Annotated in this window: 14 protein-coding genes and 1 tRNA gene; 13 read left to right on the forward strand and 2 right to left on the reverse strand. The window is 33.5% G+C overall.

Features of this window, described 5'->3' with window-relative positions; all coding sequences use genetic code 11:
- Nucleotides 1-809: 809 nt before the first annotated feature.
- The 6 genes from EDF66_RS10545 (at nucleotide 810) to EDF66_RS10570 (ending at nucleotide 7905) form a co-directional block, all read left to right on the forward strand.
- Nucleotides 810-1853, forward strand: coding sequence for a hypothetical protein (locus EDF66_RS10545; RefSeq protein ID WP_132842503.1), 1044 nt, complete (start codon nucleotides 810-812; stop codon nucleotides 1851-1853).
- A gap of 317 nt (nucleotides 1854-2170) precedes the next feature.
- Nucleotides 2171-3499, forward strand: coding sequence for a gluconate:H+ symporter (locus EDF66_RS10550; RefSeq protein WP_132842505.1), 1329 nt, complete (start codon nucleotides 2171-2173; stop codon nucleotides 3497-3499).
- A gap of 52 nt (nucleotides 3500-3551) precedes the next feature.
- A complete protein-coding gene (locus tag EDF66_RS10555; RefSeq protein ID WP_132842507.1) occupies nucleotides 3552-4028 on the forward strand; it encodes a RidA family protein in 477 nt (158 codons plus the stop codon).
- Nucleotides 4025-5134 (forward strand): D-TA family PLP-dependent enzyme, encoded by a 1110-nt coding sequence (locus EDF66_RS10560; RefSeq protein WP_207898586.1) that lies wholly within the window; start codon nucleotides 4025-4027, stop codon nucleotides 5132-5134. The genes EDF66_RS10555 and EDF66_RS10560 overlap by 4 nt, the downstream gene beginning before the upstream one ends.
- Before the next feature lie 3 nt (nucleotides 5135-5137).
- The gene (locus tag EDF66_RS10565) at nucleotides 5138-6217 is read left to right on the forward strand and encodes a dipeptidase (RefSeq protein ID WP_132842508.1); all 1080 of its coding nucleotides are present in this window, start codon (nucleotides 5138-5140) and stop codon (nucleotides 6215-6217) included.
- A 209-nt stretch (nucleotides 6218-6426) separates the two neighbouring features.
- A complete protein-coding gene (locus tag EDF66_RS10570) occupies nucleotides 6427-7905 on the forward strand; it encodes a glycoside hydrolase family 130 protein (RefSeq protein ID WP_132842510.1) in 1479 nt (492 codons plus the stop codon).
- Here EDF66_RS10570 and EDF66_RS10575 read toward each other — a convergent pair.
- Nucleotides 7883-10099, reverse strand: coding sequence for a glycosyltransferase family 4 protein (locus EDF66_RS10575; RefSeq protein WP_132773523.1), 2217 nt, complete (start codon nucleotides 10097-10099; stop codon nucleotides 7883-7885). The two genes, EDF66_RS10570 and EDF66_RS10575, sit on opposite strands and share 23 nt — an antisense overlap.
- Before the next feature lie 528 nt (nucleotides 10100-10627).
- Between EDF66_RS10575 and EDF66_RS10580 the strand changes: the two genes are divergently transcribed.
- Nucleotides 10628-10816, forward strand: a complete 189-nt coding sequence (locus tag EDF66_RS10580; RefSeq protein WP_031289203.1) for a CsbD family protein — start codon at nucleotides 10628-10630, stop codon at nucleotides 10814-10816.
- A 637-nt stretch (nucleotides 10817-11453) separates the two neighbouring features.
- Here EDF66_RS10580 and EDF66_RS10585 read toward each other — a convergent pair.
- Nucleotides 11454-11527: transfer RNA gene (locus EDF66_RS10585), tRNA-Ile, on the reverse strand.
- Nucleotides 11528-11614: 87 nt separating this feature from the next.
- On the opposite strand from EDF66_RS10585, the gene EDF66_RS10590 reads away from it, so the two are divergent.
- From EDF66_RS10590 to EDF66_RS10615, 6 genes are all read left to right on the forward strand, one after another.
- Nucleotides 11615-12253 (forward strand): HAD family hydrolase, encoded by a 639-nt coding sequence (locus EDF66_RS10590; protein WP_207898588.1) that lies wholly within the window; start codon nucleotides 11615-11617, stop codon nucleotides 12251-12253.
- Nucleotides 12254-12341: 88 nt separating this feature from the next.
- A complete protein-coding gene (gene rpsU, locus EDF66_RS10595) occupies nucleotides 12342-12536 on the forward strand; it encodes a 30S ribosomal protein S21 (protein ID WP_021190399.1) in 195 nt (64 codons plus the stop codon).
- Between the two features lie 92 nt (nucleotides 12537-12628).
- Nucleotides 12629-13507 (forward strand): tyrosine-type recombinase/integrase, encoded by an 879-nt coding sequence (locus EDF66_RS10600; RefSeq protein WP_021190398.1) that lies wholly within the window; start codon nucleotides 12629-12631, stop codon nucleotides 13505-13507.
- 14 nt (nucleotides 13508-13521) lie between these two features.
- A complete protein-coding gene (hpf, locus tag EDF66_RS10605; RefSeq protein ID WP_132773528.1) occupies nucleotides 13522-13866 on the forward strand; it encodes a ribosome hibernation-promoting factor, HPF/YfiA family in 345 nt (114 codons plus the stop codon).
- Nucleotides 13867-14062: 196 nt separating this feature from the next.
- Nucleotides 14063-14437, forward strand: a complete 375-nt coding sequence (locus EDF66_RS10610; protein ID WP_021190396.1) for a DUF6686 family protein — start codon at nucleotides 14063-14065, stop codon at nucleotides 14435-14437.
- A gap of 181 nt (nucleotides 14438-14618) precedes the next feature.
- Nucleotides 14619-15146, forward strand: coding sequence for a ferritin (locus EDF66_RS10615; protein ID WP_132842513.1), 528 nt, complete (start codon nucleotides 14619-14621; stop codon nucleotides 15144-15146).
- Nucleotides 15147-15275 lie beyond the last annotated feature (129 nt).

Below are 15275 nucleotides of genomic sequence, written 5' to 3' on the forward strand. Positions count from 1 at the left end.
TTACTAATCCTTCTCTTATTTGTATTTTTGAATGGTACAAATGTCGTAAACACAAAATCTTAATAGAAATGGCGATTTGTTATTGGGTATTACATATGGTTATAGCTATTTATTCATATTTGTTATGGTGGTGCTTTTATAAAGTACTTGAGGTGAATTGGCTTTAATCATAAGGGAGGAGTTTAAAAAAAATGCTTTTAATTTTTCTTCAAGTGTCGGATTTGAAAGGATGCAATAATGAGGCATCAAAACTATAGGGTATCAAAGCAATTCCTCAGAATTATTTAATTGGTATTGATGGAAAGACTGGTGTTATTAATATTAGCGAGTTTTTTTATCTATAAAATTAGTAATAATGTTTAAAGGTAAATTGTTTTACTTTGTATTGCAACATAGAGGTGAGTCAGAAGTTTTAGTTCTGACCTTTTTTATGCATTTGATTTGTGGTTAATCTTTGGTGTTGTTGTTTTTATTTATTGTTTTAATGTTAGATTAAATTAATTTATAATATAGAGATATCCTACTGCATTTAAAAATAGATTTTTTGAGCTTTTAACATTTAGTAGCAGATTCTTGAATACTTTCAATAAGAATTGAATATACTATTTACATTGATAATTTATTAGGGTTTGCAGCCTGTAACATTAAGCATTACTTTTTAAAAACTACAGATCAAAAAAATATCTCTTAAGTAGTTAATTTTTATTTTGTTTTTTTTGACTATCATGTAAGATTGCTGTGTTCATGTTTAATATTTGATTTTTAAATAAAAAATTAATAAATTTATATAACCAATAAAATCAAAGCTTATGCGAAAGTTATTTCAAAATAATCTTGGACTAAGATCTATAGTATTGTACATTCTGCTATGTATACTCGTTGTCGTTATCAGTGTTGTTTTTCTTCAATATCATAAACTCATAATTGTAAATGCTTTAGATAAAGCTTCTATAAATGGGACTTATATTCTTTACTCTTTGCTTGTAATAAGTTCATTAACTCTTGTAACGACATTTTTTGTTTCTCCCATATTCTTTTTTGAATATCTACAAAATGAAAATGTTGATTATGCTTTGGTGAAATTGTTACCCTATTTGCCTATGGTTAGTGTATTTTGTATATATTTTCTTTTATTTGGACCTGGCTATAATGAATTTACTAGTGAGGATAAGTGGGGTTTGATAGATACTGTTTATATAATATTGTCTGGAGTCACTGTATTGATTGCTGGTGTTATTGTTTTACATTTTATAAAAGGTTTTCAGTCTATTTTTAAAAATGCGATGGTTTTTGCCTATAATCAAAGTTATGGTAAAGCTGGAGATCAGTTTAGTTTAGATGATTTTAGAAAGCTTCCAATAAAAGAAAATGAAGGGCCAAAGTGTGAGGAAAATCCAAATGACGAATTGATTAAAAGGGTTGAGAAGTTAATTAATTCTACAGAAGAGTTGGAAGTTGAACCCATTGGAGATGTTAATTTTAATATCGTAATTTATGTTTACGGTGATGGCTTTGATTACTGTTTGTTAGATTCCGGATTGGATATTCCGTTTATCTTTGGTGATGAAAATCCGGAAATAGTATTAGCAGAGTGTCACTTTTTACATATTAATATAGCTTTATATTTTAGGATAGATCAAGTGTATATTTTTAACTTTGAAGATAATTATGTTGTTTTAAATCCCGCCATCGATCGAAATTTACATAATATTAGAAGTAAGCGTGTGAATGAAAAACTAAATAGTTATCGTGTTAAAGGTAAACCTTCTGGTTATTTTCATATACATCCAAGTCTAGGTGATAAACTTCGTATAATTGTAGATGGATATGCAAATAAGCGTTTCAATCACTAATATTTGTCATTCAATTTTGTCGGATAATTATTTTTCATCCTTCTTATTCGTTTTAAAATAGCTATTGTTCTTTTTGTCATAAATTTTATGATATAAAAATAATCATCAACATATATTAAATTAATGGTTTCTTGTAATAAATTACGATTGATATAGTTTTTCATTATTGTACTGGGGAAGAGGTTTGAAAGGATTTTATTTTTATATTTTTTAGGAGTTATGAGTTTAGTTCACTAACTTCATTATTGAAAAAAATGATTTATTGAACCAATATTCTGAAGCAAACATGCTTTTGGGATAGACCTAAACTTGCTCTAATGATCTTGACCGTCATTGTATTAAGCTTGTTTTTGCTAATTGTTCTTATTACACAGGCAAAAATAAATGCTTTTCTATCTTTTTTAATAGTTTCTGTTATTTCTGGAATTTTGCTAGGCATGCCTTTGGAGCGTCTTATTCTCGCTATTGAAAAAGGTATTGGCTCAGTAATGGGAAGCCTCATGTTAATTTTGGTACTAGGTGCTATGCTTGGGAAAATTGTTGCAGATACTGGAGCCGCCGAGCGTATAGCGGCAGTCATGGTACGATTAATGGGAGAGAAGTATATCCAATGGGGTTTGATGTTGACTGGTTTTATAGTCGGAATCCCTCTTTTTTATGGAGTAGGATTTGTCCTGTTAGTGCCACTGATATTTTCAATATCCTATCGCTATAAACTTCCTGCCGTATATATTGGTCTTCCTATGCTTGCCGCATTATCAGTGACACATGGATTCATACCCCCGCATCCTTCTCCTGTGGCACTAGTGGCATTATTTCATGCCGATATGGGAGTAACATTGATTTACGGGCTGCTAATTGCAACTCCTGCAATAATTATAGGAGGTCCTATTTTTGGAATGACACTACGAAATATAAGACCAAAGCACGAGCTGTTTTTTAAACCGGTTGGTACTGAAGTAGGTAGTGATTATAGTGTGCCCAGTGCATGGATTAGTTTTTTAGCCTCGCTATTTCCGGTTTTTTTATTGATTATCGGTACTGTTCTTCCATATGTAATTGATACGGATAATGAAAAATTATTGTCTTGGGTGAAATTCATTTCAAATCCAACCCTCGTTATGTTACTGGCTATTTTATTTGCAGGATATAGCTTGGGCATAAAACAGGGGCGAAGTATCAAGTCAATTATGGAGATCTTTGATGGAGCTGTGAGAGATATAGCAATGATTTTATTTATTATTGCAGGCTCAGGTGTATTCAAACAAGTAATGGAAGATAGTGGGGTCAGTTTGGCACTCGCTAATTATTTACAGACTTTACCCATTCATCCATTGGTTTTAGCGTGGTTAATAACTGCTGTGATACGAGGATGTATCGGTTCAGCAACAGTGGCTGCGTTAACAGCGGCTGGTGTGTTATTGCCACTAGCTACAGGTGGGCATATTCATCCAAGTTTGATGGTTCTCGCAATTGGAGCAGGCAGTTTGATGTTTTCACATGTTAACGATGCTGGTTTTTGGCTATTTAAAGAATACTTTGGGTTGAGTGTTAAGGATACGCTTTTATCATGGTCAATCATGGAAGCTATAGTATCTGTTGTCGGTTTACTTGCTGTCCTAGCGTTGGATATGATCATTACTTAAAATTTAATTACCTTAAATAATAATTTGAATAACATAAAATATATAACATATTATGAATTATAACGCAGATGAACAATTTGAAAAATTAGGTTTAACATTACCTCCGGCACCTGCACCTAAGGGTGTTTATAAACCTTTTGTAATTGATGGTAAATATCTCTATTTATCTGGTCATGGGCCTGTACAAGATGATGCATCATTAATTATCGGTCGAATAGGAGCAAGCATTAATCCTGAGGAAGGTAAACTTGCCGCAAGACAGGTCGGATTAACAATGCTTTCTACTATAAAAACTAATCTAGGTAGCCTTAATCGTATAAAACGTGTAATCAAGGTGTTGGGAATGGTCAATTGTACTTCTGATTTTGAAGCACATCCAGCTATTATTAATGGTTGCAGTGAATTGTTTGCTGCTGTTTGGGGAACTGAGAATGGAATAGGAACGCGTAGTGCGGTTGGATTTGGATCACTTCCGGATAATATTCCTGTAGAAATAGAAGCTTTGTTTGAATTACATGAAACAGTATGATTAAGCATTGGTATGAATTAAATGATGTTTCTGAAGTAGACTCTCCCGCACTCCTGGTTTATGAAGAGCGGGTTGTCGATAATATTCAAAAAGCTATTGAGATGGTAGGGGGCGATTGTAGCCGGATTCGTCCACATGTCAAAACAAATAAATCGACAGATGTCTGTATTGCTTTAAGGAAAGCGGGTATAAATCAATTTAAATGTGCTACTATAGCTGAAGCTGAAATTTTGGGAGATGTAGGAGCTAAAGACGTCCTATTGGCTTATCAGCCAACAGGTCCTAAGATTGAGCGTCTGATTAAGCTCAAAAAACATTATGGTAAAACCAATTATTCGTGCTTAATCGATCATAATGAGAGCGCTCGGGCATTAAATAGGGCATGTGTTTTAGCAGACTGCTCTATGGATGTGTATATTGATGTAAATATTGGGATGAATAGGACGGGGGTAGCATTGGAAGAGGTCGAGAAGTTAGCCGTGACCATACTGTCACTTCCAGGGCTTCGTTTGATGGGGGTACATGGATATGATGGTCATATCCATGACCCTGATCTCAAAATCAGAGAAGAACAAAGTGCTATATCATATGCATTATTAAGTAAAGCACATTTATTATTAAACCAATTATGTAGCTCAATATCAAGGATGATTATCGGAGGTTCACCTTCTTTTACTTTTCACGCAGATAGAACTGATGTGATTTGTAGTCCAGGAACGTTTGTATTTTGGGACTATGGTTATGGAGAAACTCTAAAAGAGCAACCTTTTGATTATGCGGCATTACTGTTAACCCGTGTTATAAGTATTGTTGATCAGCATCATATTTGTTTGGATTTGGGATATAAAGCTGTCGCAAGTGAATCAGCTTTACCGCGTGTCAAATTTTTAGATCAACCCGATCTTGAAGTCGTAAGCCAAAGTGAAGAACATATGGTCGTAAAGGTTCCAAATGCACAAGTATACGAAATAGGTGCAGCTTTCTATGCTGTACCAAAGCATATATGTCCAACTGTGGCATTGTACGAAAAATTGGTGGTCATCACTGATGGAGAGGTCGATAATTATTGGTATGTTACCGCTAGAGATAGAAAGATTAATTTCTAAAGGATGAAAAAACAAAGATTGATTTTTGATGCGCATTTAGATCTTAGTATGAATGCAATGGAATGGAATCGGGATTTAAGACTTCCGATTGCTGAACTAAATAGTAGAGAGCAGGGGATGGACGATAAACCTGATCGTGGAAATGCAACAGTCTCTTTTGGTGAACTGAAAAGGGGGAATATTGGCCTAGTTGTCGCTACTCAAATTGCAAGATACGTGGAGAAGGGAAGTTCTTTGCCTGGTTGGTATTCTCCAGAACAAGCTTGGGCACAAACACAAGGGCAATTAGCTTGGTATAGAGCAATGGAAAAGGATGGGCATATGCGCATGATCAAAACTAAAACGGATTTAGAAGAGCATATCATTCTTTGGAATGATGAGACCAATAAATCAAATAAACCAATCGGTTTTCTGCTAAGTTTAGAGGGAGCCGATTCTTTAATTGATTTATCTTATCTCGAATATGCTTATGAGCAGGGATTACGTGCGGTTGGGCCAGCTCATTATGGACCAGGAAGGTATGCGAATGGTACGGACTCAAATGGGAGACTAAATGCAAAGGGAATAGCGTTATTAAGGGAGATGGAACGCCTTAATGTTATTTTAGATGCAACTCATCTTAATGATGATGCTTTTTGGGATGCTATGGATAGATTTAATGGTCCAATATGGGCTAGTCACAACAACTGTCGCGCACTTGTCAACCATAATAGACAATTTAGCGATGATATGATCAAAATCTTGATTTCGAAAAAAGCAGTAATTGGGGTGGCTTTAGATGCCTGGATGATGGTTCCCAGATGGGTAAGAGGCGTATCTGAACCTAAGACAATGAATTGTTCATTAGAGGTAATGGCCAATCATATTGACCATATCTGTCAATTGGCCGGTAATACAAATCATGTCGGTGTAGGAAGTGATCTTGACGGCGCTTTTGGTAAAGAACAATGTCCATATGACCTGAAAACTATTGCTGATATGCAGTTGGTTTTTGATATATTGTCACAAAGGGGATATAGTGAGGATGCTTTAGATAAAATAGCACATTTGAACTGGATTAATTTTTTGCGAAATTGCTTATAAATGGTCCGTTTTTTAGCGAATACGTGTTTTATACTTACCATACAATCGTTATAATTTGAATGATATTTCTCTGTAGAAAGTACTTCTAAATAATTAAAAATAAGATTTTTATAACTGTTAATAATCTTTTGTGCTTAAATTGTATAACAATGTGATCATTGATGTGTTTTATAAAAAGAATTTATTAGTCACTTTTATTGTTGATATGTATGTATAAACCCGTTCAAGTTAATCGGAAAGATATTTATTTTAGGCCTGATACCAAACGTGTCCTTGCTCGTTTTTTTTCACTAGGTGATGAACGTTCCATTAAAGTAATTCGTCGGGTACTACAATTATCGGATGAAAAACAAAAGGAAGTTTTTGGACAGGTTTTGCGAAGTTATTCTCAGCGACACCGCAGTATTGTGAAGGTGTTTGAGCGTAATTTTGATCGCATAAGACATCTATTGGAAAGATTAGAAATGCCGACGGATAAAATATCGATGACAGCCAAATTATTAATTGGTTCTTATTTTACGATGGAATATTCCATAGAATCGGCAGCTTTGTTTAATCCATCTATTGTTGAGCATCCAGATCAGAGCGAGCTTTATAAAGGGGAGAAGAGGGTTATTATCAGTTTTAGAGCAACCGGTGAGGGGCATGTATCTTCGATCGTATTCCGCTCTGGTTATATTGATACGGAAAATAATATTCATCTAGATGTTGTGGGAACATTGTTGGACAAGCCTATCAATATTAAGAATCATCGGTATAATAAGAATAGCTTCATTTCTAAATTGGTTGAGTTGCATCCAAAAGATGCGACGGCTATGCAAAAGCTTAGCGAAAATCTAACAGAAACATTTACATATGAGGAGCTGAAGAGATATGTGGAGGGAATACGTGCTGAAATAGAGCATACAGAGGATAATGATAGTATATTGAAGCAAGCGATATGGCTCGCTTCATCGCATTATGAGATGACTTTCTCTTTGGATACTTCAATATCTGAAAGGGTTATTTTTCCAATTTCTGATACTGAAAAAAGGGGGATTGAAGATGCGAGATTTGTTCGTTTTATAACACCGAAGGGAGAGGTTATTTATTATGCAACTTATACTGCATATGACGGATTTAGTATTTTACCAAAACTATTGACAACTAAGGATTTTTATCATTTTACAGTCAAGCCCATCCATGGAGAAATTGCAAATAAAGGTGCCGCGATTTTTCCGCGAAAGATCAAAGGGAAATATGCTATGCTATGTCGTATTGATGGTGAAAATAATTATATCGCCTATTCCGATTATATCAACATTTGGAATGAAGCTATTCATTTAGTGCAAGAACCTGAAAGTCCATATGAGTTTATACAGATCGGAAACTGCGGTTCCCCAATTGAAACCGCAGCCGGATGGTTAATTATTACACACTCTGTTGGCCCTATGCGCGAGTATTCAATTGGGGCTTCATTATTAGATTTGGAAAATCCACATATAGAAATTGGACGCCTTAGTCTCCCCATTTTAACCCCTAATGATATGGAAAGAGAAGGGTATGTCCCAAATGTTGTCTATTCATGTGGTGCTATAGTTCATAATGATCAGTTAATTATGCCTTACGCCATGTCGGACTATGCCTCGACTTATGCGACCATTAACTTGAATGAGTTGATTCAGGCTATTCTTCAACCTGAAATTTGATTTTTAAAGACTTATAAACAGTTAAGTAGGCTATAAAATAACATAACGTGCTTTCTGCTCCTTGATTGCGGTTAATGCCATAAGTTTCTAACCCATCACAGCATCCTTTGGTGCTGTGATCATATAGCGGGAGCTTAAGGTCATTTTCGCCTAAAAACCATTCAAAAGATCGAATCATTTTTTCAAAATATTCTTCATTTTTAGTGATTTCAAATACCTCCCTAAATAAAAGTACTGTGGCTGTAACATCAATGGGCTGTTGTCCGAATTTGCTTATATTCTGATTTTGTTTTGCCCATTTTTGGTTGCCAATAATAGATAAAAACCCATTTTGCATAATGATATTTTCGAGAAAATAAAAGCTTGAAAATCCTATTTTTCTAAGTTTATCATCATTTAAATATTTGGTTGACATGAGTATTGCCAGTGGGATAATCGCATTGTCATATGCCAGAACGGGTTCAAACCATTTCCACTCATCATCAGCACTGGAATCATATTCATGTACTAATTTAAAAGCCAGTTTACGGAGTAACTCTGTGACTCTTTCATCATTTGGCTGTTGTTTTAGATATTCAGCAATACCCATCATCGTATAAGCGATAGCACGTATAGATTTTAAATTCTCAAAGTGTGGCATAGCTTTAAAAAACATATTTGATCCTAACTGATAGAAGTCAACAAAAGGTGCTGTATTAAATAGATATCCCAATGCCCATATAGCCCTACCAAAAGAATCTTCAGATCCGACTTCTTCTAAAAATTCATTCTGAAAATTCATGAAGTTATGAAATAGTCCGTCCTCTCTTTGAGCATAGTAAATGTAATTAAGATAGGTTGAGATTCTCTTTCTAGTATCCTTTTCTCCAAAGGCTTCATATTGCATGAGGCTAACCAAAAGTGCTCTCGCGTTGTCATCCAAACAGTATCCTTCTCGATAGTTAGGTGTTGCAAATGTGGCATGTTGAATAATTCCTACATAATTTGTCAATCGATCAAGATGATCCCATCTGAATTTTGGAAAACGCTCTAACATCGTTATTTTTATATCGGTGTCGAGATTTACTTGTGTAGAGGAGAGCTTTTGGAGTAACTTGACATAAGATCCGCCTAATTTGTTCCAGGTCATTTTTTCACCATGATGGCGAGCCCTACTTCTAAGTTCTTCTAGTTTTTTAGGGTTATCAAATAGGTCAATGAGAATATTCTTTAATTCTTTATGATTTTTAAAATCAAATAAAATGCCTCTTCCATCTGCCAATAAATCTTTCGCATGCCAATAGGGAGTAGATAATACAGCCGCTCCAGCCCCTACAGCAAATGATAATGTTCCACTCGTAATCTGAGCTTCATTAATATAGGGAGTAATATAGATATCACATGCCGTTAAGTAGGTGGTTAGGGTTTCGTTACTGACAAAATCATTGACAAAAATGATGTTGTTTTCCAAGCCCATTTGTTTTATTAAGGCAGTTAGATACTCCCGATATTCTTCGCCAGATTCCAATAAAACGTTTGGATGCGTTTTTCCTACAATAAGGTAAACAGTATTAGGATATTCTTGTACGACCTTTGGAAGTGCATGTATAACTGTTTCAATTCCTTTGTTACGAGCTATAAAGCCAAAAGTAAGGATGATGCGTCTATCTGTCAACTGTAGTTTTTCTTTTGCATCGTTCTGTTGGTAATCAAAGGCTGGAACTCCATGAGGTATTAAACGTATTTTGTTTTCATGTACATGATATATTTTTTGGAGAAGTCCAATTGCATAGGAACTCATGACTACTATGATAGAAGCTCTTTTTGCAATTTCAATCAATATTGCTCTTTCATCAATATTTGGTTTTTCTAATATAGTATGTAAGTTGACCAATAAGGGCATATGAAGTAAATTGATCAAAGAGAGTATGTAAACACCGCTATTACCTCCAAAAATACCATATTCATGTTCCAGCACTACACAATCATATTTATTCTCGTTAATAAAATTGGCTGCTTGGATATAATCTAATTGCTGTTGGGGGTTAATTTCGAAAACAACTTCCTCATTATAAGAATAAGATCGGTCTGAAAGAGCAATAATATGTTGGGTAATAGTTGAATCCTGATGGTCTATGGATTGTAGTAAATCATTGGTAAAAGTTGCTATTCCACATTGTTTTGGCAAATAAGTACTGATGTAGGCTATTTTCATGTTGAATTCTTAAATTTTTTAAATAATTAAATGATTTGATATGCCTGATTTTTTAGTTCAGCTGTTTTTGATGAATTTACCTTATTTATGTTTCATGACTGAAACAGGTTGATATAATGGTATTCGGTGATCATTGTTATTTTTAATGAGTTTATTAAGAATGATCGTATTTATTTTTTAAGGAATGTACATGGTGTTAAAAAAATTATTTATATATGTATTTGATCCTCAAGCTAGGCACGATAGCTTTTCATGGCTGTTGTGCTTGGCTTGAGAGCTATTGAAAGTATAGGTTCTGAATAAATATTAGTGAATTGCCCATATTCAACATACTAAACAATTAGAAATTAGAAAAGTTGAATGTTTTTGAATTGTTGAAGGTACTTCTTTTTAAATCAACAATAGAAATTTCTTTTTACCGTACTGTTAAATATTTGTTAATCGAATCAAATTATCCAGCGCATGAAAACAATTTCACTTCCTAAGTGTTATATCTATAGTATTTACTTTAAAAAAGGAGATTTTATTATGAGCGAATTAACATGGAAAGGTCGTTGGAACGAACTAAAAGGTAAAGTGAAACAACAATATGCAGATCTAACGGATGACGATCTATTGTACGCCGAGGGAAAAGAAGATGAATTATTAGGTAAACTTCAAAAGAAAACCGGAAAAACTAAGGAAGAGGTAGAAGATTGGTTAGATAAATTGAAATAGTAAATTTTAGTTTTATATAGCATAAAAAATGGTTAAGTACGATAAGTGCTTAACCATTTTTTTTTGTCTCCAATAATTTATTATTACAACAGTGCCTGATTCATCTTTTAATGGATTAATATTTTAAAAAATAATACATTTGAATTGTTTGTTGTGAAAAAAAATGATCTGAAAATCAGTAGTTTGCGCATTATTTTTGGTATTTTCCCTTATTTGTGAAAAAAAAATTTTAGCTTTGTGAAGCCCATCCCAAAAGGGCATGTTTTTCATAGGTAGATGAAAAGGTCGCGTTAAGTCTAACACGACCTTTTTTTATTTCCATCGATAGATTTGTTATAAATAATAAGCGCGTGTTTATTTATCAATAGTTTTGAAAATTGTTTATTCAACATATCTAATTTTACTCAATATTTTTTTGATAACACTATTAGTCCTGTATATTTGCTTTTAGAGAAATGAGATGAATAGCTTTGCAAGAGGCGGAGTGGAAGGATTTAAATGGAGATCTTGAAATTTAAAGCTGCTTCAAATAAACTCCAAATAGTTGTTACAACATTACAGTTTTAATTTTAATCAATATCGTGTTTCTTCCGCCATAAACAAAAAAGCCTCACTAAAAGTAAGGCTTTCTAAACAGTGCTCCCAACTGGGCTCGAACCAGTGACCAAAAGATTATGAGTCTTCTACTCTAACCAACTGAGCTATAGGAGCGGTTATTATATTTTGTCAAAATGTAACGTTTACCGCGTTTTGACGATGCAAATATTGATATTTGTATTGATATTTCAAAATAAAAAGATGAAAAAAATTAAAAATATTATCCTCGATTATGGAGATGTGGTCTTTATGATCGACTTTTTGAGGATGGAGTCTGCCTTTAGTGAGTTGGGAATCAAAAATGTACGAGATTATTATGGTCACCGAGCACAAACAAAACTTTTTGATGATTTTGAACAAGGAAAAATTCCCGCAAAAGCATTTCGAGATGGAATTCGTGAAATTTCCGGTATATATTCTTTGACGGATACACAAATAGATGCTGCATGGAATGCCATGTTAATTGGTGTGACGGATGGAAATCATGAATTATTGCTCGATCTTAAAAATGAATATCGCTTATTTTTATTGAGCAATAATAACGAAATTCATTATGGTTGGATTATGGATTATTTAAAAAATAATTTTGACCTCGATGATAATACAGCTTTTTTTGAAAAAGACTATTATTCACATTTAATGGGTATGCGTAAACCTAATGTTGAGATTTTCCAATTTGTATTAAAGGAAAATGGTTTGGTCCCCGATGAGACGGTTTTTATAGATGACAGTCCACAGCATTTAAAGACTGCGAGTGAATTGGGATTAAAAACTTATTTGCTCACTAAACCTGATACCTTATATGATTTAATTTATCGTGAAGGCTTATTGAAAAAATAGTGAGATTCTTTTTGTATATCTCAATCATAATTGTACCTTTGCATCACTTTAAAAATTAAAAGGCTACGAAAGGAGGTATATACAGAGCATGATTATCGTAAATGTAAAAGAAGGAGAATCTTTAGATAGAGCATTAAAACGTTTCAAGAAGAAATTCGAAAAAACAGGAGTTTTAAGAGAACTACGTTCTCGTCAAGCTTATGAAAAGAGATCTGTAACTCGTCGTATTCAAGTTAAGAAAGCGATCTACAAACAAGGATTAAACCAAGAGGTTTCAATCTAAGGTTTCTAAAAAGATATAAAAAAGGGAAAAGTTTACTTTTCCCTTTTTTTATGCGCTTTAATTCGGTAAATTAGTTACAAATAGAATGGATTATGTATATAAAAGAGTTTGAACGGTATCTTCAATATGAAAGGCGCTACTCTAAACACACTTTAATAGCTTATTTACATGAAATTAGTCTGTTTTTAGTGTTTCTAGAGAATGAACATCTTCCATTCGAAGAGGTTGGCCATCGTGATATGCGTCATTATTTCGCCATGATGACAGAAGCGAATAAATCGGCTACGACAGTGAATCGAAGCATCTCGGCATTACGGACTTATTATAAGTTCTTACAGCGGGAGGATATTGTGAAAGATAATCCGATACAAGTGAAAGCTCTGAAAATGCCTAAGAAGTTACCAGTGGTAGTTGAGAAGGATAAATTGATGTTGTTGCTGGACCACTTAGAAGAGAACGTGCATGATTTTGAAAGTCGTCGAAATAAATTGGTGATGGAACTTTTATTTGGTACAGGTATTCGACTTGCAGAATTATTACAAATTCAGGATAGAGATATTGATTATTATAACAAAAATATTCTTATATTCGGTAAAAGGAGTAAGGAAAGGTTAGTTCCTATTAATGGGACATTAATAAAAGAGCTACAGCTTTATTTACACGCTAAAAGTTTATACATTGAAAATAATAAATCAAGTTTCTTAATCGTTACTAAAGAGGGAAAACCGGCCTACGAGAAATTGATCTATAGAATTGTGCATAAATGTCTGTCGATGGTTTCTTCACAACAGAAGAGAAGTCCGCATATTTTGCGACATACTTTCGCGACAGCATTATTGGACAATGGTGCAGATCTTAATGCAATAAAGGAGCTCCTCGGGCATGCGGGGCTTGCGGCAACACAAGTCTACACGCATAATTCTGCGGAGCGGTTAAAGTCTATTTATAAACAAGCTCATCCAAAAGCTTAAAAAAAGGAGGAAAAATGAACATTACTGTGCAATCAATTAAATTTAATGCTGATCAAAAGCTAATTGAGTTTATCCAAAGAAAAACAGGTAAATTGAATCAGTTTTTAGACTCAATCATTGGTGGAGAATGCTATTTACGTTTAGAAAATGTAGATGATGAATCTAATAAGGTATCGGAAATTAAAATAAATATACCAGGGAGTCAACTTTTTGCAAAAGGACAAGCTAAGAGTTTTGAAGAAGCAACTGATATTGCAGTAGAATCCTTAAGGAGACAGATTAATAAACATAAGACCAAAACTAAAACACAGGCCAGTAATCATAAAGAGATCTTGACGACTGAAGAAGAAGAATATTAGTATATAATAGTTTAATAAATGAAAGACTAATCATTATGATTAGTCTTTTTTTGTGTAAAACAAGGAGTTAACAATGCGCATCTGGGCTTCTTTTTATGCTAAAGACAACTATTTATAATTGTTCAAAATAATTTAAAACTTACTTGGATTGATTATAAATAATGATTATTTTTGCTTCATCATAATGAATTAAGAAATGTCAAACAAAATCTGTCCATTAACAAATGTAGAAGAGGTCTTTAAAACTGAAACTGGTGCCATATATCAGTGTAGTCGTAAAAACTGCTATTGGATGGAATTTGCGGGTTCAACGACATCTTTTTCGGTGTCAGACTTTTTTAAATTTAAGAAATCAATAGATAATATTGATGTCGAGAAAATGCTAACAGACACTGCACGTTCTGCGGATTTTACATTGGTAATGCCTTTTCGAACAGAACGTTGCTTTCTCCTGGCAGTTCAAGATGTTTTGAATTTAAGAGATTTGTTAGATGGAGCTAAATTTATGATCGAATTAAATAGTATTGTTAAGGCTTGTTTACGTAGTTCTCAGATTACTGTGTTAGCTTAATTTTCCATTCTTTGTAATTATACTGATTCTAAACAGTTTAACCTTTTTTCCGCTAATTTAGACTGAATTCGTATTGCAAATTTTTTATACAAAAATCTGTAATGTCCCCTATATTTGTAGTGTTCAAGTAAGTCAAGTATTTGAAACTTGATTATTATAATTAGTATTAAAACTTACAGATATGAAAGATTTATTAAAATTAAAATCTTCTTTAACAGAAGAGATCGAAAATATATTAAATGCTCAAATTAAAATTGAAGCACATTCTTCTTCACTATACTTAGCGATGTCATCTTGGTGTGATGATCAAGGTTTGGAGAATGCAGCAGATTTTTTTGCAAAACAGTCCAATGAAGAGCGTGAGCATATGTTGAAAATCTTCAATTATATTAACAATAGAGGCGGTCGTGCTATTTCACCAGAAGTAACAGGTATTCCTTCAGATTTTGATTCATTCCGTGGGATTTTCGAATCAGCATTGGAACAAGAGATGTTCGTTACTGAACAATTTAACAACATCGCAGACAAATGTATGAAAGCTAAAGATTACGTAACATTTAACTTTTTACAATGGTTCTTAGCAGAGCAAGTTGAAGAGGAATTTGTTGCGAGAAGAATCTTAGAATTATTTGATGTAATTGGAGAAGATGGTACTGGACGTTGGGAAATTGATAAACATTTACTTAAAGTTACTTTTGCTGGTGAATAATTAATTTATTCTTATAAATAAAATGAAAGGCGGCTTATTTCAAATAAGCCGCCTTTTTTATATACAACTATTCATTATTTTGCGTTATGGTTGTGTAAATTATTATGTATATTGAGATACAAATAGAAT

Source organism: Sphingobacterium sp. JUb20 (assembly GCF_004342035.1).
In the GTDB taxonomy this organism is placed as follows: Bacteria; Bacteroidota; Bacteroidia; order Sphingobacteriales; family Sphingobacteriaceae; genus Sphingobacterium; species Sphingobacterium anhuiense.